Source organism: Rhizobium sp. CFBP 13644 (assembly GCF_014842165.1).
GTDB lineage: Bacteria > Pseudomonadota > Alphaproteobacteria > Rhizobiales > Rhizobiaceae > Agrobacterium > Agrobacterium tumefaciens_C.
In genome coordinates, this window is sequence record NZ_JACYVF010000005.1 from 200,883 (window position 1) to 224,218 (window position 23,336).

Here is a 23,336-nt window from a genome sequence, read left to right on the forward strand (position 1 = left end):
GTTCGGCTGCATTGTGAATGCCGTTGGGCATTGAGCATATGTGTGGAGGAGGAAACGAAATGCATGTTCTGATCATAGGCGCGGCTGGCATGGTAGGCCGCAAGCTCGCGGCCAAATTGGCAAGCGAAGGACATCTGGGCGGAGATCAGGTCTCCAAAATGACATTGGTCGATGTCATCGCGCCGGAAGGTCCCGCTGGTTTTGATGGCGTTGTCGACGCGCGAGAAACAGATTTGTCCACGGTGGGCGAGGCCGAAAAGCTCGTAGCAACGCGCCCCGATGTGATTTTTCATCTGGCGGCCATTGTATCTGGCGAAGCAGAGCTTGATTTCGACAAGGGCTATCGCATCAATCTGGATGGTACCCGCTATCTCTTTGACGCCATTCGCCTTGCCCATGGCGTCGATGGCTACAAGCCCCGCGTCGTCTTTACCTCTTCCATCGCAGTGTTCGGCGCACCCGTGCCCTACCCGATTTCAGACGATTACCACACGACGCCGCTGACGAGTTACGGCACCCAGAAGGCAATCTGCGAACTCCTACTGTCTGATTACAGCCGCCGAGGCTTTTTTGATGGTATCGCCATTCGGCTACCAACAATCTGCATTCGCCCCGGCACCCCGAACAAGGCTGCATCCGGCTTCTTTTCCAACATATTGCGGGAGCCTCTGATCGGTCGCGAAGCCGTACTCCCGGTTTCGGACGACGTGCGCCACTGGCATACATCGCCCCGTTCTGCCGTGGGCTTTCTTCTGCATGGCGCAACGATTGGCCTCGATAAGGTCGGCCCCCGCCGCGCACTCTCCATGCCGGGGCTGAGCGCCACCGTGGGTGAACAGATCGAAGCATTGCGAAGGGTTGCGGGAGAGAGTGCTGTTGGCCTAATCCGCCGCGAACCGGATGAAATGATCATGAAAATGGTTGCCGGTTGGGCACCGGGATTTGAGGCGACACGCGCCAAGTCTCTAGGTTTTACGGCAGAGACCTCGTTCGACGAAATCATCCGTGCGCATATCGAAGATGAGCTTGGCGGGACGTTGTAACGCCTCGACCCTGGCAGCACCCTCGCTGTCAGGGCAAAAAATCATCTAACATCAACATCTGTATCAATTCACCATAGCTTTTGCGTCGTCGCTATGGCAGTTGATTGATGGGCAATTGCATTATAAAAGTCCGCAGCGAAGGCAATCGCTTCAGGAACTCGAAAGGAACTGTCATGCCAACTGGCACTGTAAAATTTTTTAACGACGACAAGGGCTTTGGTTTTATCACGCCAGAGGATGGCGGCACGGACGTATTCGTTCACGTGTCTTCCTTGCAGCGCGGTGGATCGCTGAGAGAAGGCGACAAGGTCAGCTTTGAAGTCGGCCAGGACCGCAAGACGGGCAAGTCTAAGGCTGAGAACGTTAGCGTACTTTAATCGTAACGTTTGCTGCCAGCCTGAACGTGTTTCAGAACAGGTTGTTCCTTTGGATTGAGTAGCTGCCGGAATTGNGTCAGTCTGGCGGTTAGCCGTGCTGGCATGGCGACCCCCATTTGTCCTTGCGAACAAACGGAGGACGCAAACCAACGCTTTAGCGGCCTGGCAATTATGCACTTCGCCTGTATTGAACGGCCTGACGCTCCATTTGGCCAGCCGATGAGCTCATCCTGCCTGTTGTTCCGAGCTTGAACTGGGAGAGTAGCTCGCTCAGCGAACCACTTTCCTGCGCCAACGCGGCACCGGCAGCATTCATCTCTTCCACCATCGCAGCGTTTTGTTGCGTGGCCTGGTCCATGTGGTTGACGGCTGTATTCACTTCGGCAAGACCCAGCGACTGCTCTTGAGCGGCCGTGGCAATAGCATCCATGTGGGCCGTCACGGTCTGGACGAGGTCCTTGATGGCCGTGAGCCCCTCACCCGTTTCACTAACAAGCTTCACGCCTTCCGAAACGGCGACAGCTGAATTTGAGACAAGCGTCTTGATTTCCTTGGCCGCTTTCGCCGACCGCTGCGCCAATTCACGAACTTCCTGAGCAACAACAGCAAAACCCTTGCCTGCCTCACCTGCTCGGGCAGCTTCAACGCCCGCATTCAGAGCCAACAGGTTCGTCTGGAAGGCAATCTCATCAATGACACCGATGATCTGACCGATCTGCTGCGACGACGTTTCAATACGTTCCATGGCCGCAACGGCGTTACGCACAACCAAGCCTGATTCATCTGCACGAGACCGAGCGTTGCGCACAACATCGCGAGCTTCTGATGTGCGGCTTGTTGTGGCGACCACGTTAGAGGTGATCTCTTCCAGAGCCGCCGCGGTCTGTTCCAGCGACGCAGCCTGCTGTTCTGTGCGCTTCGCCAAATCGTCGGATGCGTCCGAAATCTCTTTCGAGCCGCCGGCTACCGTCGTGGCAGAATTATTGACGCTGAGCAGCGCGTCACGCAGTTGGCGAACGGACGCGTTGAAGTCTTCGCGCAGTGTTTCGAACTGAGGCGCCAGCGCTTCACGGACCTCACACTGCATATCACCGTCGGCAAGACGACGAAGGCTGGCAGCAAGCGATGCCGTTGCCTGGTTGAGGCGTGCTTCGGCATCGGCTTCTGCCTGCCGCTGAAGGTTCAAACGTTCACCTTCAGACCGGCGACGACTATCTTCAGCTTCGGCTTCAAGCGCCTGATTGCGAATTGCGGCATCCCTGAAAATTTCAACAGAGCGTGCAATGTCCCCAATTTCGTCTTTGCGGTCAGCAAAGGGAATGTGATCCTGTGTGTTGCCAGCGGCAAGATCAGACATGCGAGAACTGACGCGGCGGATCGCGCTTGAGAGCCACCGCGCGGTCGCTACGGAAAGACTGATCGCAACGATGATGAAGGCTGCGAGGATAGACAGGGACACAAGAAGAGATTCATAGGCCTTGTCGAGCTTCGACGTGACCGTTGTCCTAACGTTTTTGGAGGTTGCGAGCAGCAGGTCCTTGACCAGATCGCGACGCTCAACCATCGCCTTTGTCCAGTTTTCCAGGTCAGCCGGCACTGGAGTGAAGGTGGTGTTCTTCGACATACCGTCTATGGCCTTTTGGATCATAAGTCCTGGAGGGGACTGCATGAAGGCATCGAGACGACCAACAACTTCAGGGGCGACAAATTCCTGGACGCCTTGATTAAAGATGCGAATTTGAGTGGTAGCTGCATGGACCCGCGCATACTCATCAAGCGAAAGGGTTCCATTTTTCGCATACTGTATACCGAGGCGGTTCAACACAAGGTAACCTTCGTTGTATTGCGAAAACGCATTATAGCCGGTCACACCATGCAAAAGGTCGCGGTCTTCCATAAGGTTACCGGCACGGCTTGCCAGACGGATCGAGGCTGAAGACAGCGGCTGCATATATGCCAGACTTGCCAGTGGTTCGGCAGTTCCCGTGTCTACTTTCGTTCGAAATTCGGCAAGCTTGGCGTATCGTTCATCAACGTTACGCTTGATCTGAAGAAGCAGAGGATCCGCATAGCCTACCTCGACCACTTTATCATAGCTCTGAACAACTGCGTTGTAGGCGTCATCCGTATTCTTACGCGCCTGGGAGCGCTGCTCAGCAGACGCTGCACTTTCTACGGGTAGATTAATCATTAGCCGACCGCCATTGGCAGCGAGACTTTCAAGCACCGAAGCGTCCAAGAGCTTCTGGTACGCCCGATATGTATCCAATGTGACGATGGCCCCTAGCACCGCAACGGCTGCTAGCGGCAAACTCGCCAAAAACGTGAGAAGTAACCTGAAAGAAAAGTAAGAAAATATGCGCGCCATTAAAATTCCCCCGAATAAACGCACGACCGTGCCGGGCCCATCCAGCATAGAAGTAGTTATGAAATAGCATTATATTCTTACTCATTGATTTAAATGCTGCGTCGGGGGACGCATGCATCTAAATTTACTTCAAAAAAATGACAGACTAGGTTAGCTCCGTCAGGCCCATCAAAATTGCAGGGGAAAGGAGTTGGGGTCGATGATTGACTACGAGGAACGTGAGTCGCTCACCCGTCCATGCTAATTTTATAATAAAGAACTACCTAAGGTAGCGTTGGCATGAACCAGCCGACGGATTTCTGAGGGCGGTTCCGCCCCATGTAGGAGTGTGAAAGCCTATCGGAAGCGCGAGGTTGGCGAAGGCGCGAGCCTCCGCCAACCAGAATGCTAAAGTTATTGAAAATCTGAGATTTCGTGAAACCCTACATTTCGACTTTTGCGTTCTCACCCATGTCGGGACGCGTGTTGCTGACGGCGGCTGCAGCCATTTTAATATAGCTGATGACAGTGCCTGGGCTGTCCCAATATTCTGCGAAGGATGGCGTCACTTTCAAAATCCGAATGGATGGATCTTCTGCGCTATCCCACCAGGCCTTTGCGGGCGTGGCCCACAATTCCTTAATTTTCTCACGGTCATTCTGCACCTCTGCGACGCCGGAGATAGAAACATATTTCTGACCTTTGGAATCGGCAAATGCGAGGCAGACATTGGGAGAGCGGGAAATTTCCTCATCCTTGTGGCTTGCAACATCTGTGAGGAAATAGAAAGCGTTCTCAAGCTGTTCGGAATAGGCCGACATGGGGCGGGCACGCAAATCCGTGCCGGTCTGGGTTGTCAGCATGCAAAACCCGATTTTGTCAGCGAGTTCCCAAACTTTACCGATATCTGTGTCTGAACTGGTCATATCTGTCTCCTGTGTGTGTGCAGCAAACGATATGGGCGGGGCAACGTTCCCCGCATTGATGACTTATTCAGTGGATGGCACGTCCATCTTTGCCGTCAGCATCTAAAGTGCGCCCAAGGCATTTCTGTTGAGCAACTTGGCGGCCCAATCCACGAAGACACGCACCTTGTTGGTCACATGCCGTGTCTGCGGGTAGACAATGTAGATGGGCACTGGCTTATGGTTCCACTCAGGCAGAATGCGCACAAGGTTTCCCTTTGCCAGCTCGTCGCGGATGGTAAAGGGTGCAAGCTGACCGATGCCCAGACCGGCCAGCACCGCATTCTGATAGGTGCGGCTGTCATTAGCGGCAATGATGTAACGCGGATTGACCTCAATTGAGCGCGTGCCGTTATCGAATGCGAAATTCATGATGTGTCCGGTGGTCGCGTTCAGATATCCAACGCTGTAGTGATCGCCCTCCAGCTCCTCCGGTTGCAACGGCATACCGAATTTTTCGATGTAGCGCGGAGCGGCGCATGTCACGAAATCCAGATCAGACACCTTACGGGCGATGAGCGACTGGTCGCGCGGCGTTCCCACCCGCAAGGCACAGTCCACGTTTTCGGCGATGTAATCCACAAGCCTGTCCCCAACGCCGAGGTCGAGCCGGATGAGAGGATAACGCTCGTGGAAGTCACACAGGTTGGGTATGATGACATTATCGGCGAATGCACCTGCCATCTCCACACGCAATCGGCCCGAGGGCTGAACATTGGCGCTCGAAAGGCTTGCGTCCAGCTCGTCCACTTCGGATATGATCTGGATCGCCCGTTCGTAATAGAGGGCACCATCGGTCGTGACCATCACCCTGCGTGTGGTGCGGTTCAAAAGGGTGGTTTGCAGATGCGCCTCCAGACCCTGCACCATATTCGTCACGGTCGTCTTTGGCATGTTCAACGCCGCGGCTGCGCGTGTGAAATTGCCCGTTTCCACCACGCGTGCAAAGACACGCATTGCCGAAAGCTGATCCATGACGCCCTCCCAATCTTTATTATCCATATTTTTGGAATAGTGTTTCCATTTTTGCGTACTTGCGCATTTTCTTCCGAACAATAATATCGATTTTGGAAGTGACGGCAAGAGCGGTTCTTTCGAACAACCTGCCGAGGGCAAGAGATGAACACGCAGTGGCATACTATGGAAAGCAGCGGCTCAAAGCAGCCACCTCTTTCCGTGCGTATCTACAGGAGCGAAAGTGAAAACCGCTCTCCGCCGCTGGTGCTTTATCTCGGCGGCGGGTCGTTTCAGGAACAGGGCTGCCAGCGACTGGAACTACCGGTCGCGAGAGCACTGGCAGATCAGGGTGCGGTTGTCATCGAGGCCGACTATACCACGCTGTCGGGCAACGAATTTCCGGCCGTGATCGATTGTGCTTTTGAGGCGCTGGATTGCTTGAGCAGCGCCCGAAAGCAATATGGTGGTGCAAAGTCGCTGTTGTTTGTGGCCGGTGAAGAGGCCGGAGGCAACGTTGCTGCCGGTCTGGCGCTGAAGGCGCGGGATCGGATGCCGGGAAAGGTCGCAGGGCAGATTTTGCTGTCACCGATGATCGACCCGTTTATGGCATCGATCTCTTTTCGCGACGCCGACAAGATTGGCATGCGCCAGCGGTGGGCCGAGGGATGGAGCCGTTATCTGGCAAAGGCATGTGGTTCTGTGCACCCTTATGCCGCACCGTGCCAGTGCACGCGGCTCGACCGTGTCGCACCGGCACTCATTTTTACCGCGCAGGATGATCCTCTGCACGATGAGACCGTCAACTACGCAAGTCGCCTCATCGCGGCGGGAGTGACGGTTCGGCAACATGTTTTCCCTTCCGGCGATGGCTGGACGGGACTTTATCGCGGGGAAGGTGGCAAGTGGCTCTCTGCTGTTTGCACCGAATTTGCGGATTTTATTCAAGACCTTAAGAACTAGCAGTCAGACCCACAATCACTGATCGGCTTCAGACGAAGCCAAGGAGTATCCCATGACGCTCAAGAACAAGCGCCGTGCCCTTGCGGGTGCCGGCTTAGGCCTTGCCGTGTCCGTAGCAGCGGCCGCATTTCTCTTCGATCTTCCCATGAAAAACGATGCCATAGCTGCATCCGCACCGGCTGAAACGCCTGCAATTCCCGTGACTGTCTCGGTGGTCGAAAGCCGCGATGTGACGCATTGGCAGCAATTTTCCGGACGGCTGGAAGCTGTCGAGCGCGTCCAGATCCGCTCTCGTGTCGCCGGCCAGATTCAAGCAGTTCATTTTCGTGAAGGCGCATTGGTAAAGGCCGGTGATCCCCTGTTCACAATTGATCCTGCACCTTACCAGGCAACAGTTGCCGGTGCGGAAGCGCAGGTTGCCTCCGCCGAAGCCAAAGTCAGCCTTGCAAGAACCGAACTTGAACGTGGTCGCCGGATGTCTGAGAACCGGACCATCTCACAAAGTGATCTCGACCAGCGGCTGAGCAATGTTGCTGACGCTGAGGCGCAGGCACGGGCCGCAAAGGCGGCACTGACAACAGCGCAACTGGACCTTGACTATACGCAACTGCGCGCTCCTGTGTCTGGGCGTGTCGGAAAGCTCGAAATTACCGTTGGCAACCTTGTGGCCGCTGGCTCAACCTCGCCAGCACTCACCACCCTTGTCTCCGTTGATCCAATCTATGCGGGCTTCAACGCAAGCGAAGAAATGGTCTCAAAAGCCTTGTCACAATTGCCCGTATCGGATGGGGCGCTTCAGGCTCTGGAGCAAATTCCAGTTGAAGTGGGCACGCTGGCTGATGAAGGCACGCCGATCAAGGGCACCCTGCACCTGATCGACAATCAGGTGGACAGCGCAAGCGGCACAATTGGTGTTCGCGCCGTATTCGCCAATGCGGATGGGCGCCTGATCCCCGGCCAGTTCGTACGGGTTCGCATGGGTGAGCCAAAGTCCGAAAACCGCATCGTTATCAGCGATCGCGCCATCGGCACGGATCAGGACAAGAAGTATGTCTTCGTCGTGGATGGCGAGAACAAGGTGGACTACAGACAGATCAAGCCCGGCCCATCTGCGGATGGCATGCGGGTCGTTGAAAGCGGTCTCGCCGCCGGAGACAAGATTGTCGTCAACGGTTTGCAGCGCATTCGCCCCGGCGCTGTCGTAGCACCACAGACCGAAGACAAGGTCGCGGCCTCGCAATAAAAAATCCGGCGGGCCTGCTCCCAAGGGGTCCGCCGTCCCATTGATCAGAACAGGACACGAAGACCTGCCGGTGACTATTGCCACCGGAGCGGTCCTTTGCGTCCAGATTTTCACCCGGAGAGGGCTAAATCATGAACATCTCCAGATTTTTCGTAGACCGGCCAGTTTTTGCTGGCGTTCTATCGGTCCTTATCGTCGTGGCAGGCCTCATCGGCATGCGCGCGCTTCCGATTTCCGAATATCCAGAAGTCGTTCCACCTTCCATCGTGGTTCGTGCCACCTATCCAGGCGCAAACCCGAAGGTCATTGCTGAAACGGTTGCAACACCGCTGGAAGAGCAGATCAACGGCGTCGAGGACATGCTTTACATGTCCAGTCAGGCGACATCTGACGGCGTAATGACGCTAACTGTGACGTTCAAGCTCGGAACGGACCCCGACAAGGCGCAGCAGTTAGTGCAGAACCGTGTTTCGCAGGCAGAGCCACGCTTGCCCGCGGAAGTCAGAAGCCTTGGCGTCTCCACCGTCAAGAGCTCGCCAGACCTGATGATGGTCGTGCATCTGGTCTCGCCCGGCAATCAGTATGACCTCACCTATCTGCGCAACTATGCCGTCCTCAACATCAAGGACCGTCTGGCGCGCATTGAAGGCGTGGGACAGGTGCAGATTTTCGGCGCTGGCGATTATTCCATGCGCGTCTGGATCGATCCTCAAAAAGCTGCTGAACACAATCTGGCTGCCAGCGATATCAGCAATGCCATTCGCGAACAAAACGTGCAGGCTGCTGCAGGCACCATCGGCGCCTCGCCAAGCCTCACGGGCGTCGATCTTCAGCTCAACGTCAACGCGCAGGGCCGCCTTTCAACGCCGGAGGAGTTCGGAAACATCATCGTGAAGAGCGGCACGAATGGCGAGATCACCCGCCTGCGTGACGTGGCTCGCGTCGAACTCGGCGCTGCGGATTATGCCCTACGCTCACTGCTGGATGGTGAATCGGCGGTTGCCATTCCCGTCTTTCAGGCTCCGGGCTCCAACGCAATAACCATTTCCGATCAGGTTTCCGCAACCATGCAGGATTTGCAGGCCGCGATGCCCGATGGCGTGAAATACGAAATCGTCTATGACACGACTCAGTTCGTGCGCGCCTCCATCGACAAGGTCATCGATACCCTGCTGGAAGCCATCGCGCTTGTCGTGATCGTCGTTATCCTGTTCCTCCAGACATGGCGCGCCTCGATCATCCCGCTGATTGCCGTTCCCGTATCCATTATCGGTACGTTTGCGGTCATGTATGTCTTCGGCTTCTCGATCAATGCGCTGAGCCTCTTCGGGCTTGTGCTGGCCATCGGTATCGTCGTGGACGATGCCATCGTGGTGGTGGAAAACGTTGAACGCAACATAGAAAACGGCCTCTCTCCGCGCGACGCAACCTATCGCGCCATGAAGGAAGTTTCTGGCCCAATCATTGCGATCGCGCTGGTGTTGGTCGCGGTCTTCGTACCGCTCGCCTTCATCTCAGGCCTGTCGGGCCAATTCTATCGCCAGTTCGCGCTGACGATTGCGATTTCCACCGTCATCTCCGCCATCAACTCCTTGACCCTGTCTCCAGCACTGGCTGCCTTGCTTCTCAGGGATCACCATGCGCCAAAGGATTGGCTGACACGGGGCATGGACAAGGTATTTGGCGGCTTTTTCCGGGGCTTCAACCGCGCCTTTGGTGCCGCCTCGAATGGTTACGGCAAAAGCGTGGGCGGGCTGCTCAATCGCAAGAGCATCGTGATGATCGTTTATGTCGTGCTGGCGGGCGCTACCTATGGCATGTTCAACGCGGTGCCCGGCGGTTTCGTGCCCGCACAGGACAAGCAGTATCTGATCGGCTTTGCGCAATTGCCGGATGCGGCGAGCCTTGACCGCACTGAAGACGTCATCAAGCGCATGAGCGAGATCGCCATGCAGCAGCCCGGCGTCGAACACGCGATTGCGTTTCCCGGCCTCTCCATCAACGGCTTCACCAACAGCTCCAATGCGGGCGTCGTCTTCGTGGCGCTCAGCCCGTTCGAGGAGCGCACGACACCGGAACTTTCTGGCGGGGCCATTGCAATGGCGCTCAACCAGAAATTCGGCGCTGTTCAGGATGCCTTCATCGCCATGTTCCCGCCACCACCGGTCAACGGTCTCGGCACCACGGGCGGCTTCAAGATGCAGATCGAGGACCGCGCTGGCTTCGGATATCAACAGCTTGACGAGGTGACCAAAGCCTTCCTTGCGAAAGCCTATCAGACACCGGAACTGGCAGGGCTGTTCTCCAGCTTCCAGATCAATGTGCCGCAACTCTATGCCGATCTGGATCGCGCAAAGGCTGAGCAGCTCGGCGTATCCGTGACTGATGTTTTTGAGACATTGCAGATCTATCTCGGCTCTCTTTACGTCAATGACTTCAACGCCTTTGGCCGCACCTACAGTGTGCGGGTGCAGGCAGATGCGAAGTTCAGGGCGCAGGCAGACGATATTGGTCAGTTGAAGGTGCGATCGTCCAACGGTCAGATGATACCGCTTTCGGCCCTCCTGAAAGTTGACGCCACGACCGGACCTGAACGCACCACGCGATACAACGGATTTCTCGCCGCCGATATCAACGGTGGTCCGGCTCCGGGCTTCTCATCGGGTGAGGCGCAGGCTGCCATAGAGCGCATCGCCAATGAGACGCTGCCAGCCGGCATCGCCTACGAGTGGACCGATTTGACCTATCAGCAAATCCTTGCCGGAAACTCGGGTTTCCTCGTCTTCCCGCTGGCGCTTTTGCTGGTCTATCTGGTGCTGGCCGCGCAATATGAAAGCCTCACACTGCCCTTGGCGATCATCATGATCGTGCCGATGGGTGTGCTGGCGGCGATGACGGGCGTCTGGCTGACAGGCGGTGACAACAACATCTTCACCCAGATCGGCCTCATCGTTCTTGTGGGTCTCTCGGCAAAGAACGCGATCCTCATTGTGGAATTTGCCCGCGAACTGGAGTTTGAAGGCCGAACGCCTGTGGCTGCAGCCATCGAAGCAAGCCGCCTTCGCCTGCGCCCGATCCTGATGACATCGCTCGCCTTCATCATGGGTGTCGTTCCCCTTGTCATCTCGACTGGTGCCGGTGCGGAAATGCGCTCGGCCATGGGCATCGCGGTGTTCTCAGGCATGATCGGGGTCACGATATTCGGCATCTTCATGACGCCAGTCTTCTATGTGCTGGTGCGAAAAATGTCCGGCAACCGGCCGCTCATCCAGCATAAGGAAGAGCCTGCGAATACCGACTACAAGATGGAAGAGGCTGTATAAGCCTCATCCAGAGTTCAAACGAAAAAGCCGCAGGGTAGCCTGCGGCTTTTTGTTGTTCGGGGATCGCTCGTTTAATTTGCCAATCGGGCTTTCATGGCGCGAACGATGGCAATGTCGGTGCCCTTGATATAAGTATCTGAAAAGCCGAAGGCCGTGACAGCGGGCTTTTCGACAGCCACACTCGAAGAGCACGAAGAGTGCACCTCTTTAATCGTGACGCCATCCAGCAAAGCATCGACGGTTTGAAGATTGACGCCAGCGCCAGGCATGATGGAGATGCGATCACCCGCAATATCCAGAGTGGCTCTTAGATCGGACAATCCTTCGATAACGGAAGGCGCGCGGCCTGATGTCAAGATACGCTCAAACCCACAGGCAACGGCGATATCAACGGCTTGCGGCAAATCAGGAACTAGATCGAAGGCCCGGTGAAGGGTACGTGGCATGGAGTCGACCAAATCCGACAGTCGTTTCAAAACCTCTTCGTCCAAACGTCCATCGGCGTGGTTTGCGCCAAAGACGATGCCGGAGATACCGCATGTCGCGGCAAATCTAATATCGTCCTCCATCACGGCCAGTTCATCCTCGCAGTAGACGAAGTCTCCCGCGCGCGGTCGGATCATCGCATAGCACGGAACGGTGCATCGACCCGCAAGGCTCATCAGCCCGACCGAGGGCGTCAGCCCGCCCACCGCAAGTGCACTGCACAGTTCAATCCTGTCCGCGCCACCCTCGATGGCAGCGTGGAGCCCCGCAACGTCATCGACGCAGACCTCAAGCAGAATATCAGCCATGGACCAGAGGCCTCACTATGGAAGGGTGATCAGGAGGCGACGATATTGCCGTCTTCGCCAAAGCGATGGGTAGCACCGCCGCTGGGCGACGCATGGACGATATCATCTGGAGCATAGGCGTGTTCGCCGAACAGGCGCACGGTCAGCAAGCCAATGGTTTCGCTTTCCAGATAGACAATCGTATCTGCGCCCAGATGCTCGACATGCACGACTTTGCCAGACCAGGTCCCGCTATCACGTGACAAGACGAGATGTTCCGGACGGATACCAAGCGTCTTGTAGCCGGTTTCACCGAGGCGATCAGCGTCGATGAAATTCATCTGCGGAGAGCCGATGAAACCCGCGACGAACAGATTGGCTGGACGATTATAAAGCTCCATCGGCGAGCCAACCTGCTCGATGCGACCGGCGTTCAGAACAACGATCTTGTCGGCCAGGGTCATGGCTTCGACCTGATCGTGGGTGACGTAAATCATCGTCGCCTTCAGGCGCCGGTGCAGGCGCGCAATTTCAAGCCGGGTTTGAACACGCAATGCCGCATCGAGATTGGACAGCGGTTCATCAAACAGGAAGAGCGTTGGCTCACGCACAATCGCACGGCCAATAGCCACGCGTTGACGCTGCCCGCCAGAAAGCTCCGCCGGGCGCCGCTCAAGATATGGCCCGAGCGACAGCAAGTTGGATGCATTCGCTACCCGCGTCTCGATCTCTTCCTTCGGCGTTCCCGCCTGTTTCAGGCCGAGGCCCATATTGTCTTTGACCGTCAGATGCGGGTAAAGCGCGTAGGACTGGAAGACCATGGCGATGCCGCGTTTGGCTGGTGGGACAGCTGAAACTTCGCGCCCGTCGATGACGATCTGGCCAGAACTGATATCTTCAAGCCCCGCAATGGTGCGTAGCAGTGTGGATTTACCGCATCCCGATGGACCGACAAAGATGACGAATTCGCCGTCCTTGACCTCCAGATCAATACCTTTCAGCACCTCGACAGTGCCGAAGGATTTGGCGACGGATTTGAGTGTCAGATTACCCACGGATGCTCTCCAGTCTCACAGGTCGACCATGCGGCCGGTTCGCGCGCTCTCATCCGCCGCAAGGCAGATGCGCAGCGATTGAACGGCGTCGGTCATGTGTCGGTTCAGATCGATGTTTTCGCGAATGGCCTTCAGCACATAGGCTTGCTCGCGGTCGCAAAGCTCCTGATGCCCCGGCTCACCTTCCATCTGGAGGAACTGGTCTGGCTCCTTGAAGGTGCCATCCGGGCCGGTCGCGGCCTTGTGCAGGCGGATTGTCGAGGTTTTCGTGTGGGTGTCGATGTCGTCGGATTTTGCGTTCGGGTCCATCACGATGGACACGCAACCCTTGGGCGACATCACGTCCTTTACGAAGAAAGCTGTCTCCGAAATCATCGGCCCCCAGCCCGCCTCATACCAGCCAATCGAACCGTCATCGAACGTGACCTGCAAGTGGCCGTAATTGTACATGTCTGGCGCAATCTCGTCGGAGAGGCGAAGGCCCATGCCGCGCACTGAGACCGGTTTGGCGTCCGTGATCTGGCACATGACATCGACGTAATGCACGCCACAATCAACGATGGGCGGTGTCGTCTGCATCAACGCCTTGTGGGTGGCCCAGGTCTTGCCCGAAGACTGCTGGTTGAGGTTCATGCGGAAAACATAGGGGCCACCAAGGTCGCGTGCGAGCGAGATGAGCTTCATCCACGATGGATGGTGGCGCAGAATGTAACCGACGACAAGCTTGCGGCCATTGGCACGGGCGCATGCGACCACGCGCTCCGCATCTTCCACCGTGGTTGCCAGCGGTTTCTCCACAAACACATGGCAGCCTGCTTCCATCGCTTTGATGGCAAAGGCCGCGTGACTATCGGAATAGGTATTGATCGAGCACAGATCCGGCTTCAGTTCCGCCAGAGCATCCTCAAAGGATGGGAGGATTTGATAGTTTGCCAGTGGTTCGGGCAAGGGGACCGCAGAGCGATTGACGAGACCGACAATCTCGAAGCCCGGATTAGCAGCGTAGGCAAGCGCGTGGCTCATGCCCATATTGCCAAGACCGGCGACGAGAACCTTCAGAGGTTGCGCGTTCATTTGACCGCTCCTGCTGTGATACCACGGATCAATTGCCGCGAGAAAATCGTGTAGAGAACAAGAACTGGCGCGATTGCCAGCGAAAGCGCGGCGAGCACGGCGTTCCAGTTGGTCACGAACTGCCCGATGAAGATTTGCGTACCGAGCGTGATGGTTTTCGTTGCCTCACTGGGGGCGAGGATGAGCGGAAACCAAAGATCGTTCCAGATCGGGATCATAGTGAAAACGGCAACCGTTGCCATGGAAGGGCGGATCAGCGGCAGGACAAGGCGGAAGAAAATCTTGTATTCCGATAGCCCATCGATACGCCCGGCATTTTTGAGATCATCGGAAACGGTGCGCATGAACTCCGACAATATGAAAATGGCAAGCGGCAAGCCTTGTGCGGTATAGACCAGAACAAGGGCGGTTCGGGTGTTAACCAGTCCTGTTGCGACCATGCCCTGCAAAATGCCGATGGTGCCCAAACGGATGGGGATCATGATACCCAGCGCCATATAGAGGCCCAGCAACGTATTACCCCTGAACCGATATTCCGAGAGCGCAAATGCGGCCATGGCACCGAAGAGCAGCACAAGCGCAATCGACACGACAGTTACGATCAGCGAGTTCTGCATGTAGTGCACGAAATCTCCCTGCCCCAAGACTGTTGTGTAGCCCACCAGATCGAAGGTCGAAGGAAGCGGCGGATGCATCGGATTGCGGAAGATCGCATTTCGCGACTTGAACGAGTTGATGATGGTCAGAACCACCGGAAACAGTGCGATGGCCGTATAGGTAATGAGAACTGCGTGGGCACCGAGCGTGCGAGCTAAAGATGAGCGGGCTTTCGACATGGCTTTTCCCCTCAGAACTGATAGCGGCGCATGCGGCGCTGAATGGCGAAGAGATAGAGGCTGACACCGGCCAAGATGATGAGGAACATGACCGTTGCAATCGTCGCGCCCATGGAGCGATCTCCAAGCTGCAACTGAAAGCCGAAGAAGGTTCGGTACAGCAGCGTGCCCAGAATATCCGTCGATCCATCCGGCCCGGCCAGCGCGCCTTGCACGGTGTAGATCAGGTCGAAGGCATTGAAATTGCCGACGAAGGTCAGGATGGAAATGATGCCGATGGAGGGAAGAATCAGCGGCAGCTTGATCTTCCAGAACTGGCTCCAGCCCGTAATGCCGTCCATTTCCGCAGCCTCGATCACCTCATCGGGAATGTTCAATAGGGCCGCATAGATCAGCATCATGGGAATGCCGACATATTGCCAGACCGAAATCAGTGACACCGCAATCAGTGCCGAGCCGGGCTTGCCAAGCCACGGCGCAAACAGCGATTTCAGGTACACAAGATCAAGCAGGGTGGGCGCAACACCCCAGAGCGGCGATAGAATAAGCTTCCAGATGAAGCCGACGATGACGAAAGACAGCAATGTCGGCAAAAAGATTGCGGTGCGGTAAAAGGCAGAGAACCGGAGTTTCGGCAGCGAAAGCAAAGCTGCGAGCGCCACGCCGATGGGGTTTTGCACCAGCATATGAATAATAAAGAAGATCGTGTTGTTGAGGAGCGCATTCCAGAGATCGGCAGACCAGCGCTCCTCTCCAAACAGCGTTCTGAAATTCTGCAGGCCGACGAAAATTCTCTGACCATCCACCTGATTGAAAAAGGAAAGCCAGAGCGTGCTGCCCAAGGGAATGATCATGACGGCGGTGTAGACAAGAAAGGCCGGCAGCATGAACACGAAAATGTGCCAGCGCACGGGCCGCTTAATCGGTCGTTGATCGTCTGAAGTCATATCGGCGCTCATGGGACCAGTCCGAACTCTTGGAAAAAGGAAGCCGTGTTACCCGGAACCATGCCCGCGCAATCGATGATCCGGCTATAATATGCGACAAAGACGATGTTCCAGAGCATGGCGGCTTCTGAACCGCCACGCCCTGAACAAATCGACTTATTTGGAAGGCTTGTACCAGCCGTCGAGGCCCTTTTGCAGCTTTTCAGCGGCGACAGCCGGTGTATCCGTACCATTGATCACATTGGCGGATTCAACCCAGGTCTCGTTTTCGAGGTTAGGCGTGCCGCGTGAAAGGATCTGGTAGGTGGAGCGGATGGTTGGCTTGCACTTTTCGCGCCAGGACACGAATTCCTGCGCAACAGGATCAGCCATCTTCACGGCTGTCTTGTTCAGGCTGAAGAAGCCCGGCAGGGCGTTCGCGTAGAGGTCGGCAAATTCTGCCGAAGAAACCCATTCCAGAAACTTCGCGGCTTCAGCAGGGTGCTTCGACTTTGCATTCATGCCCATGCCGATATCGGTATGGTCTGAGATGTAGCAAGTATCGCCTTCCTTCTCGACCGGTGGCGGGAATGCGCCCATCTTGAACTGCGCCTGCGCGTTAAAGCCAGAAATTTCCCAGGAACCGGCCGGGTAAATCGCGGCGCGGCCCAGCGTGAACATGTTCTGGCTGTCAGGATAGGTCTGCGCTTCGAAACCGTCGCCGAGATAATCCTTCCACTTGGCCAGCACTTCGTAAGGCTTGACCCAATCGGCATCGGTCAGCTTCTGCTCACCCTTGATCAGCGCAAGACGGCCTTCTTCGCCCTTCCAGTAGTTGGGACCGATATTCTGGTAACCCATGGTCGCGGCTTCCCACAAATCCTTGGTGCCCATCGCCATCGGAACATAAGTGCCGTCAGCCTTGATCTTGTCGAGAGCGGCGAAGAACTCGGCCTGCGTCTTCGGCACCTCGATCTTCAACGCTTCAAAAGCGTCCTTGTTGTAGATGAAGCCATGGATAACGGAGGCCATCGGCACGCAAAATGTCTGAGCGCCATCATCCGTAGACCATGCGGTCTTTGCCACGTCGGAGAAGTTCGCCATGCCGGCATTCTTGGTCAGGTCACCGAGATAGCCCTTCTTGAAAAGCTCAAGCGAAGCATCGAAGGGGCGGCAGGTGATGAGATCGCCAGCGGAACCGGATTCCAGCTTGGCATTCAGTGCCGCATTGTATTCAGTCGGTGCCATAGGCTGAAACGAGAGCTTGATGCCGGGGTTCTTGGCTTCAAACGCTGGAATAAGCTTGTCCTTCCAGATCGCAAGATCGTCGTTGCGCCAGCTTTCGATCGTCAGCGTCACGTCCTGCGCAGATGCGAGCCCTGCATAGGCAAAAAGGCTTGCGCCCAGCAGCAGGGCCTTGGTGATAGTGCGGGTCATCTTGTTCTCCCTCTTGATGTAACGCCCTCAAGGCGCTCAACAACTGTGATTTTTGCCAGTCTCATTCGCCGATCAGCTGAAGTGCGCGCCGCACATTGTGGCCGCTTTCCTCCAGCATATGCTCAGCTGAATTCTTCGTCTTCGCGCCTGCTGCAAGCAGGATTGCGATCTTCACAGAGCCGGACGCCTTTTCCACCAATCGTCCAGCTTCGCTTATATCTACGCCGGTCACGCCGGATACAATCCGTGCAGCGCGCTCGACGAGTTTCTTGTTGTCCGCCCGCAGGTTGACCATATAGCCGTCATGCACATGACCGAGGCGAATGGCCATCAATGTCGAAAACATGTTGAGCGCGATTTTTTGCGCCGTTCCAGCGCCCATGCGGGTTGAACCCGATACAAATTCCGGCGGAGTTTTAAGAAGAACCGAGACATCGGACATATCGAAGATTTTTGCGCCGACATTATTGGCAATCGCTACGACTTTCGCGCCTCTTTCCCGCGCGGCCTGCACGACAGCCAATGCATAAGGCGTCGATCCGCTTGCCGTGATTGCAATGACACAGTCACCTTCACAGATGATCTCAGCGTCGATCTTCGCCTGCTCGACATCATCCTCGGGCGCGCCGGGCATATCAGAGAGATTGCTGGCGCCTCCGGCAAACAGGATGGCGATCTGTTCGCGCCCGATGCCGTAAGTGCCGGGCAATTCCAATGCGTCGGCCATCGCCATCAGCCCTGAACTGCCCGCGCCGACATAGACCAGCATGCGCCCAGCCGCGATTGCATCTGCAGCAAGTGCCGATGCACGCGCAATGGCGTCATGAGCGGCATTGACAGACTGCGCCGCCTCCTGCTGGCCCGCGCTCAAAAGCGACAGGATGTCACCCGGCACCATGGTGTCGAGGCCCTTCGCCTTTTCGTGCAAACCTTCAGTTCCGCCAGCGCTCATCGAAAAACTCCCTGCCGCCGAATTTAATGCCAAAAAAATACCAATTGTCCAGCATCTTTTCATATTAGATTTACTTTTGAGGCCAGGAAGCGAGAAACGTCTGCTTAATTGATTGGTTTTTATTGCTTATTTAGATTTTAATGGAAATCAATTTTTCCCTCTTGGATATTGGTATTTTTTTGGTATCTTCTTTTCAGGAGACAGTTTCATGCAGCGATATCTCGTGGGAATCGACGGTGGCGGCACAAGTTGCCGGGCGGCAGTCGCTGATGCATCAGGCCGAATTCTCGGTCGTGGCAAAAGCGGCGCATCCAACATCATGACAGCGCCGGATACTGCCGTCGCAAATATCGCGGATGCTGCGAAAGCAGCTTTTGTAGATGCTGGGCTCGATGCAAGCCTCATTGAAAATGCCAGTGCCTATCTCGGCCTTGCGGGTAACCACGTCGAAAACACCGTCGCCTATGTGATGCCACGCCTGCCCTTTCGCCGTTCTGTCATCGAATCAGACGGGCTGATTGCGCTTCAGGGCGCGCTGGGGGACGGAGATGGGGCGGTGGCTATTCTCGGCACCGGGACGATCTATATCGCCCGCAGCGCAGGCGTTATCCACTATGTGGGCGGCTGGGGCTATCATCTCGGAGATCTGGGAAGTGGCGGACGTTTGGGCCAGATGGCATTGCAGGAAAGCTTGCTCGCCTATGACGGCATCGCTCAGCAAACGACAATGACGCGTGCGCTTCTTGACGAATTCGCCAATCAACCGCGCAAGATGGTCGCATTTTCGCAGAGCGCAAAGCCCGGCGATTATGCGCGCTTTGCACCCCGCGTGTTCGATTTTGCCACCGCTGGCGATGCGGCAGCACTCTCCATTTTGAAACAAGCCGCGGGCTTCATCGACGCATCGCTTGATCGCGTAGCCGAGATGACGAGCGGTGGCAGGCTGTGTCTGCTAGGTGGCTTATCGACACTTTATGCGCCCTATCTCTCAGACCGTCACCGTGAACGACTTGCACATGCGGTTGACGATGCGCTAGCAGGCGCTGTCGCCCTTGCGAAAGCAACCTTCGTGAATGCGATGGAAGGGGCTGCATGATGGAAAGCCTGTCGCAGTTTCTCTCTCCCGATGATCTTCAATCCAGCGGATCGGGACCGCTGTACATGAAGCTCCGCCAATCGCTGGAGGATGCAATCCTGTCTGGCAAACTCAGCCACGGACAGGCGCTGCCGCCGGAACGCGATCTTGCAGAATTTGCCAATGTAAGCCGGGTTACCGTGCGCAAGGCCGTCGATGATCTGGTGAAGGACGGATTACTGAACCGCAAGCACGGCTCCGGCACCTTCGTCATGAAACCCGTTTCGCGTCTGCAACAACCCTTGTCACGGCTGACCTCCTTTACCGAAGACATGGCGCGGCGCGGTTATGTGACCCGGTCTGAATGGCTTGGCCGGGGGCTTTTCCATCCTTCTTCGGACGAGATGATGATGTTGGGTCTTAAGGTCGATATGATGGTGGCGCGGCTGGAGCGGCTGCGCATTGCCAATGAATTGCCGCTTGCCATCGAGCGGGCGAGCCTTGCTTCCGATATCCTGCCTGACCCGCATGCGGTGACATCATCGCTTTACGCTGAACTGCATCGCACAGGTTTTAAGCCGGTTCGTGCCGTACAGCGTATTTCAGCCTGCAATGTGACACGCGAGGATGCCGCCTTGCTGGCGGTGCCGGAAGGCTCTGCGGGCCTTGCCATCGAGCGCATTTCCTATCTGGATTCCGGCCGTGTGGTGGAACTGACGCGCTCGCTTTATCGCGGTGATGCCTATGACTTCGTTGCGGAAATGACCCTGACTGACGGCTGATGCGGCCATTGAACTGACAGAAAAGAGAATACTATGCCAACGCATATGCGCCAGGAAATTGATGAAATACCCGAGGCCGCCAGCCGTCTTCTCAGCCACTCGCATGATGCCTTGCAACGGGCTGGCAAAGCATTGCGAGATCGCAACCCTGATTTTCTCATTACCATCGCCAGAGGGTCGTCAGACCATGCGGCTCATTTTCTGAAATATGCGATTGAGCAGCAGGCAGGCCGTGCCGTGGCCTCGATTGGGCCTTCGCTAGCCTCGATCTATGGCAAATCGCTGAAACTGGATCGCGCAGCGGCCATCTCTATATCGCAATCCGGCAAAAGTCCCGATATTGTGGCACTTGCCCAATCAGCAGCCGCATCTGGTGCGCTGACGATATCGTTGACGAACACCCAGCCCTCGCCTTTGTCAGATGCGTCAGAACATGCTGTCGATATCAATGCAGGCCCTGAGCTTGCCGTTGCGGCGACCAAGTCCTTCTTCAATTCCGTGTTGGCGGGCCTCGCCATTCTCGCTGAATGGACCGCAGACGCTGAGCTACAACGCTCCATTCAAGAATTGCCGGAAAAACTGGCGCAGGCGATAACGCTGGATTGGCAGGCTTTGGCGGACGAGTTGGGCAATGCTGAATCGCTATTCATGCTGGGCCGTGGCCCATCTCTGGCCATTGCCAGCGAGGCAGCGCTGAAGTTCAAGGAAACTTCGGAAATGCATGCGGAGGCCTATTCCAGCGCCGAGGTTCTGCATGGCCCGGTAGCGCTTGTCGACCGGAGATTTCCCGTGGTGACATTCGCCGCCCGCGATGCCGCGTTTTCCTCCGTCCTTGCGACCGCAGACAGTCTTGGCGAGAAGGGCGCACTTTCCTTCATCACGGCTGATGGCGCATCCCATGCGCGGCGTCTTCCCTTTGTAGCGACAGGTCACCCGCTGACCGACGCACTGTCTCTCATTGTGCCATTCTATGGTTTCGTGGAAGCATGGTCTCGGTCGAGGGGCTTCAACCCTGACGCGCCGCCTGCTCTTAAAAAAGTCACGGAGACCCACTGACCATGGAAAGAGTGCTGACAAACGCCCGGATTTTCGATGGCTTTTCCTGGCATGTGAACAGTGCCCTTTTGCTGAGCGGCGGCAAGGTTTCCGGCCTCGTACCGATGGCAGAGACGCCATCAGGGCGTGAGCGGATTGACGCCAATGGCGCGACCATCATTCCCGGCTTTGTCGATTTGCAGGTCAATGGCGGCGGCGGCGTCATGCTCAACGACGACCAATCCGTCGAGGGCATACGCCAGATCTGCGCGGCCCATGCCAAATTCGGCACCACAGCACTTCTGCCGACGCTGATAACGGATACGCCCGAGATTACGGCTGCGGCAATCAAGGCTGGCCTTGACGCGAAGACGGCTGGTGTTCCAGGCTTCCTTGGCCTGCACCTGGAAGGGCCACATCTTTCCGTGGCGCGCAAAGGCACGCATCATCCTGCGCTGATCCGGCCGATGGAGGATGTTGATCTTCAGCGTTTGCTCGCTGTCGCAGACAAGTTCGATGCGCTGATGATTACGGTCGCGCCGGAAAACACAACGGTTGAGCAAGTGAAGTCACTCGCAGAGGCCGGTTTTATCGTCAGCCTGGGTCACACCAACGCGACATACGAGACCGCCAAGACCTATGCCGATGCTGGCGCGCGCGTGGTGACACATCTTTTCAATGCCATGAGCCCGCTGGAAAACCGCTCGCCCGGCCTAGTTGGAGCCGCGCTCGATCTGGGTGAGCTTTCCTGTGGCATCATCGCAGACGGCTTTCACGTGCACCCTGCGTCCTTGGGTGCCGCGATCCGTGCAAAGCGCGGCCCCGGCCATGTCTTCCTCGTCACCGATGCCATGTCGACGATTGGAACGGATCTTGACGGTCTTTTGCTGAACGATCGGCAGATTTATCGGAAAGACGGACGCCTGACGCTTGCCGACGGGACTCTTGCCGGTGCCGATATCGACATGTTGTCCTCCGTGCTCTTCATCCACAAAGTGCTCGGTATCGAGTTTTCGGAAGCCATCCGCATGGCGACGGTCTATCCGGCGCAAGCCGCAGGTGTCGGCGACACGAAAGGATCGTTGAAGCCCGGATGCGACGCTGACTTCGTCGTTCTGGATGAGGACCACGCCATCATCAGCACATGGATTGGCGGCGAGCAGGCATTTGCGGCTTGACCAATGATGTGATCGGATTTTGAAAGCCGCCCCAGCATAATTTCAAACGAAAAAGCCTGCCGCGGGAGGAGGTGCGGCAGGCTTTTCGAAAAGAACCGAACAACGGCTGGGAGGAGGAGTGCCGCTGTTCCGACAGACGTGCCCTGGGAGGAGGAGTGGGCCGCCTGAATTCGAAGCTTTGCGGGAGGAGGTGCATCGCTTCGATGAAAACAACATACCAAATTCGAGCGCACAATAAACAGACGACATTGCACCGCAGCCATGCAAAAAGACATAGCTTGCTCAGGACCGCTCGCCTGTTGCGAAAGGTTGCGCCAGCAGCGCTTGCAATTCTTGCAATGCGCTGGGTGAAAGATAAGGCCTGAAGAGGCTGGTTACCTGGTTTAGCCCCCAATCGAGATGGTGCGGACGCAAGTCCTCAACACCTTCCTGCAGGCTGAGATAGACCGCCCAATAGGTGGATACGATCCAGACATTTGCCAAGAGTGCGGCGGCCTCACCCTCCGGAATGTCGATCAGACCGACATCCCCCATTTGTGTGATCCCCGCTTGCACAGCAAGACGTATGGCACCACTCAAAACGCCGATTGGCTCTCTCAGGGAAGGCGCGTTGGCCATGACGCCGGGAAGATCACGGAACATGTAGCGATGCGTCCAGACAATCGAAAACCAGTCGCGCATGAAGGCTGGATAGGCGCCAGCCTCGGTTATCTCATTGGCACCAATGGCTGATGAAAACGCGATCGCATCGGTTTCGAGTTGCTGAAACAAAGCGACCAGAAGAGCCTCTTTTGTCTTGAAGTGATAATAAAGGTTCCCTTCATTGATCCCGACCGTACGCGCAATTTCCGCCGTCGTCACTCGATCCGGCCCTTTTTCATTCAACAAGGCAAGGCTCACTTTGAGAATACGATTTCGCGTGCTTGGTTTTTTGTCGCTCCCCCCACGCATCGTCGATTTCATCGCATTCCCTCTTGCAGAATTAAGGTGTGCACCTT

General features: G+C 56.3%; 20 protein-coding genes. 9 read left to right on the forward strand and 11 right to left on the reverse strand.

Features of this window, described 5'->3' with window-relative positions; genetic code table 11:
• Positions 1–59 precede the first annotated feature (59 nt).
• Together denD and IFT53_RS14920 are read left to right on the forward strand one after the other, a co-directional pair.
• Positions 60–1,043 (forward strand): D-erythronate dehydrogenase, encoded by a 984-nt coding sequence (gene denD, locus IFT53_RS14915; RefSeq protein ID WP_192065761.1) that lies wholly within the window; start codon positions 60–62, stop codon positions 1,041–1,043.
• Between the two features lie 173 nt (positions 1,044–1,216).
• Positions 1,217–1,420: a cold-shock protein gene (locus IFT53_RS14920; RefSeq protein WP_042617110.1), complete on the forward strand. Its 204-nt coding sequence runs from the start codon at positions 1,217–1,219 to the stop codon at positions 1,418–1,420.
• 169 nt (positions 1,421–1,589) lie between these two features.
• Here IFT53_RS14920 and IFT53_RS14925 read toward each other — a convergent pair whose 3' ends face one another.
• The 3 genes from IFT53_RS14925 to IFT53_RS14935 form a co-directional block, all read right to left on the reverse strand.
• A complete protein-coding gene (locus IFT53_RS14925; protein ID WP_192065763.1) occupies positions 1,590–3,836 on the reverse strand; it encodes a methyl-accepting chemotaxis protein in 2,247 nt (748 codons plus the stop codon).
• Between the two features lie 374 nt (positions 3,837–4,210).
• Positions 4,211–4,693 (reverse strand): pyridoxamine 5'-phosphate oxidase family protein, encoded by a 483-nt coding sequence (locus IFT53_RS14930; protein WP_192065764.1) that lies wholly within the window; start codon positions 4,691–4,693, stop codon positions 4,211–4,213.
• Between the two features lie 102 nt (positions 4,694–4,795).
• Complete coding sequence (locus IFT53_RS14935) at positions 4,796–5,707, reverse strand: LysR family transcriptional regulator (protein ID WP_192065766.1); 912 nt, start codon at positions 5,705–5,707, stop codon at positions 4,796–4,798.
• Between the two features lie 144 nt (positions 5,708–5,851).
• On the opposite strand from IFT53_RS14935, the gene IFT53_RS14940 reads away from it, so the two are divergent.
• The 3 genes from IFT53_RS14940 to IFT53_RS14950 all read left to right on the forward strand — a co-directional run bounded on the left by IFT53_RS14940 (position 5,852) and on the right by IFT53_RS14950 (position 11,215).
• Entirely contained in the window at positions 5,852–6,649 is a 798-nt protein-coding gene (locus tag IFT53_RS14940; RefSeq protein WP_192065768.1) for an alpha/beta hydrolase, read from the forward strand.
• Between the two features lie 52 nt (positions 6,650–6,701).
• Positions 6,702–7,892 (forward strand): efflux RND transporter periplasmic adaptor subunit, encoded by a 1,191-nt coding sequence (locus tag IFT53_RS14945; protein ID WP_192065770.1) that lies wholly within the window; start codon positions 6,702–6,704, stop codon positions 7,890–7,892.
• Between the two features lie 131 nt (positions 7,893–8,023).
• Entirely contained in the window at positions 8,024–11,215 is a 3,192-nt protein-coding gene (locus tag IFT53_RS14950; protein ID WP_192065771.1) for an efflux RND transporter permease subunit, read from the forward strand.
• Positions 11,216–11,286: 71 nt separating this feature from the next.
• Here the strand turns inward: IFT53_RS14950 and IFT53_RS14955 are convergent, their stop codons facing one another.
• The 7 genes from IFT53_RS14955 to IFT53_RS14985 all read right to left on the reverse strand — a co-directional run bounded on the left by IFT53_RS14955 (position 11,287) and on the right by IFT53_RS14985 (position 18,268).
• Positions 11,287–12,009, reverse strand: coding sequence for a copper homeostasis protein CutC (locus IFT53_RS14955; RefSeq protein WP_192065773.1), 723 nt, complete (start codon positions 12,007–12,009; stop codon positions 11,287–11,289).
• A 29-nt stretch (positions 12,010–12,038) separates the two neighbouring features.
• The gene (locus IFT53_RS14960; protein ID WP_192065775.1) at positions 12,039–13,043 is read right to left on the reverse strand and encodes a sn-glycerol-3-phosphate ABC transporter ATP-binding protein UgpC; all 1,005 of its coding nucleotides are present in this window, start codon (positions 13,041–13,043) and stop codon (positions 12,039–12,041) included.
• A gap of 15 nt (positions 13,044–13,058) precedes the next feature.
• Entirely contained in the window at positions 13,059–14,117 is a 1,059-nt protein-coding gene (locus tag IFT53_RS14965) for a Gfo/Idh/MocA family protein (RefSeq protein WP_192065776.1), read from the reverse strand.
• On the reverse strand, positions 14,114–14,953 hold the full coding sequence (locus IFT53_RS14970; RefSeq protein ID WP_192065778.1) for a carbohydrate ABC transporter permease: 840 nt from the start codon (positions 14,951–14,953) through the stop codon (positions 14,114–14,116). Before IFT53_RS14970 ends, IFT53_RS14965 begins: the two co-directional genes overlap by 4 nt.
• Before the next feature lie 11 nt (positions 14,954–14,964).
• Entirely contained in the window at positions 14,965–15,912 is a 948-nt protein-coding gene (locus IFT53_RS14975; protein WP_192065780.1) for a carbohydrate ABC transporter permease, read from the reverse strand.
• 144 nt (positions 15,913–16,056) lie between these two features.
• Complete coding sequence (locus IFT53_RS14980) at positions 16,057–17,316, reverse strand: ABC transporter substrate-binding protein (RefSeq protein ID WP_192065781.1); 1,260 nt, start codon at positions 17,314–17,316, stop codon at positions 16,057–16,059.
• 61 nt (positions 17,317–17,377) lie between these two features.
• Positions 17,378–18,268, reverse strand: a complete 891-nt coding sequence (locus IFT53_RS14985; protein ID WP_192065783.1) for an N-acetylmuramic acid 6-phosphate etherase — start codon at positions 18,266–18,268, stop codon at positions 17,378–17,380.
• A gap of 208 nt (positions 18,269–18,476) precedes the next feature.
• On the opposite strand from IFT53_RS14985, the gene IFT53_RS14990 reads away from it, so the two are divergent.
• Genes IFT53_RS14990 through nagA form a run of 4 tightly spaced genes read left to right on the forward strand, consistent with a single transcriptional unit; the run spans position 18,477 to position 22,338 of the window.
• Positions 18,477–19,364, forward strand: a complete 888-nt coding sequence (locus IFT53_RS14990; protein ID WP_192065785.1) for a BadF/BadG/BcrA/BcrD ATPase family protein — start codon at positions 18,477–18,479, stop codon at positions 19,362–19,364.
• A complete protein-coding gene (locus IFT53_RS14995; RefSeq protein ID WP_192065786.1) occupies positions 19,361–20,125 on the forward strand; it encodes a GntR family transcriptional regulator in 765 nt (254 codons plus the stop codon). The genes IFT53_RS14990 and IFT53_RS14995 overlap by 4 nt, the downstream gene beginning before the upstream one ends.
• Before the next feature lie 33 nt (positions 20,126–20,158).
• Positions 20,159–21,181 carry an SIS domain-containing protein gene (locus tag IFT53_RS15000; RefSeq protein ID WP_192065788.1) on the forward strand — a complete coding sequence of 341 codons (1,023 nt, stop codon included), beginning with the start codon at positions 20,159–20,161 and terminating at the stop codon, positions 21,179–21,181.
• Positions 21,178–22,338 (forward strand): N-acetylglucosamine-6-phosphate deacetylase, encoded by a 1,161-nt coding sequence (gene nagA / locus IFT53_RS15005; protein WP_192065945.1) that lies wholly within the window; start codon positions 21,178–21,180, stop codon positions 22,336–22,338. Before IFT53_RS15000 ends, nagA begins: the two co-directional genes overlap by 4 nt.
• A gap of 282 nt (positions 22,339–22,620) precedes the next feature.
• Here the strand turns inward: nagA and IFT53_RS15010 are convergent, their stop codons facing one another.
• The gene (locus tag IFT53_RS15010) at positions 22,621–23,301 is read right to left on the reverse strand and encodes a TetR/AcrR family transcriptional regulator (protein ID WP_192065790.1); all 681 of its coding nucleotides are present in this window, start codon (positions 23,299–23,301) and stop codon (positions 22,621–22,623) included.
• Positions 23,302–23,336 lie beyond the last annotated feature (35 nt).

What these genes read in the sequence shown, in the direction of transcription:
- IFT53_RS14930 (WP_192065764.1), bottom strand. Translation starts at nt 4,693, where the DNA reads ATGACCAGTTCAGACACAGATATCGGTAAAGTTTGGGAACTCGCTGAC.
- IFT53_RS14950 (WP_192065771.1), top strand. Translation starts at nt 8,024, where the DNA reads ATGAACATCTCCAGATTTTTCGTAGACCGGCCAGTTTTTGCTGGCGTT.
- IFT53_RS14995 (WP_192065786.1), top strand. Translation starts at nt 19,361, where the DNA reads ATGATGGAAAGCCTGTCGCAGTTTCTCTCTCCCGATGATCTTCAATCC.
- IFT53_RS15010 (WP_192065790.1), bottom strand. Translation starts at nt 23,301, where the DNA reads ATGAAATCGACGATGCGTGGGGGGAGCGACAAAAAACCAAGCACGCGA.
- denD (WP_192065761.1), top strand. Translation starts at nt 60, where the DNA reads ATGCATGTTCTGATCATAGGCGCGGCTGGCATGGTAGGCCGCAAGCTC.
- IFT53_RS14925 (WP_192065763.1), bottom strand. Translation starts at nt 3,836, where the DNA reads ATGCTGGATGGGCCCGGCACGGTCGTGCGTTTATTCGGGGGAATTTTA.
- IFT53_RS14940 (WP_192065768.1), top strand. Translation starts at nt 5,852, where the DNA reads ATGAACACGCAGTGGCATACTATGGAAAGCAGCGGCTCAAAGCAGCCA.
- IFT53_RS14935 (WP_192065766.1), bottom strand. Translation starts at nt 5,707, where the DNA reads ATGGATCAGCTTTCGGCAATGCGTGTCTTTGCACGCGTGGTGGAAACG.
- IFT53_RS14985 (WP_192065783.1), bottom strand. Translation starts at nt 18,268, where the DNA reads ATGAGCGCTGGCGGAACTGAAGGTTTGCACGAAAAGGCGAAGGGCCTC.
- IFT53_RS14920 (WP_042617110.1), top strand. Translation starts at nt 1,217, where the DNA reads ATGCCAACTGGCACTGTAAAATTTTTTAACGACGACAAGGGCTTTGGT.
- IFT53_RS14965 (WP_192065776.1), bottom strand. Translation starts at nt 14,117, where the DNA reads ATGAACGCGCAACCTCTGAAGGTTCTCGTCGCCGGTCTTGGCAATATG.
- IFT53_RS14945 (WP_192065770.1), top strand. Translation starts at nt 6,702, where the DNA reads ATGACGCTCAAGAACAAGCGCCGTGCCCTTGCGGGTGCCGGCTTAGGC.
- IFT53_RS14990 (WP_192065785.1), top strand. Translation starts at nt 18,477, where the DNA reads ATGCAGCGATATCTCGTGGGAATCGACGGTGGCGGCACAAGTTGCCGG.
- IFT53_RS14980 (WP_192065781.1), bottom strand. Translation starts at nt 17,316, where the DNA reads ATGACCCGCACTATCACCAAGGCCCTGCTGCTGGGCGCAAGCCTTTTT.
- IFT53_RS14955 (WP_192065773.1), bottom strand. Translation starts at nt 12,009, where the DNA reads ATGGCTGATATTCTGCTTGAGGTCTGCGTCGATGACGTTGCGGGGCTC.
- IFT53_RS14970 (WP_192065778.1), bottom strand. Translation starts at nt 14,953, where the DNA reads ATGTCGAAAGCCCGCTCATCTTTAGCTCGCACGCTCGGTGCCCACGCA.
- IFT53_RS14975 (WP_192065780.1), bottom strand. Translation starts at nt 15,912, where the DNA reads ATGAGCGCCGATATGACTTCAGACGATCAACGACCGATTAAGCGGCCC.
- IFT53_RS15000 (WP_192065788.1), top strand. Translation starts at nt 20,159, where the DNA reads ATGCCAACGCATATGCGCCAGGAAATTGATGAAATACCCGAGGCCGCC.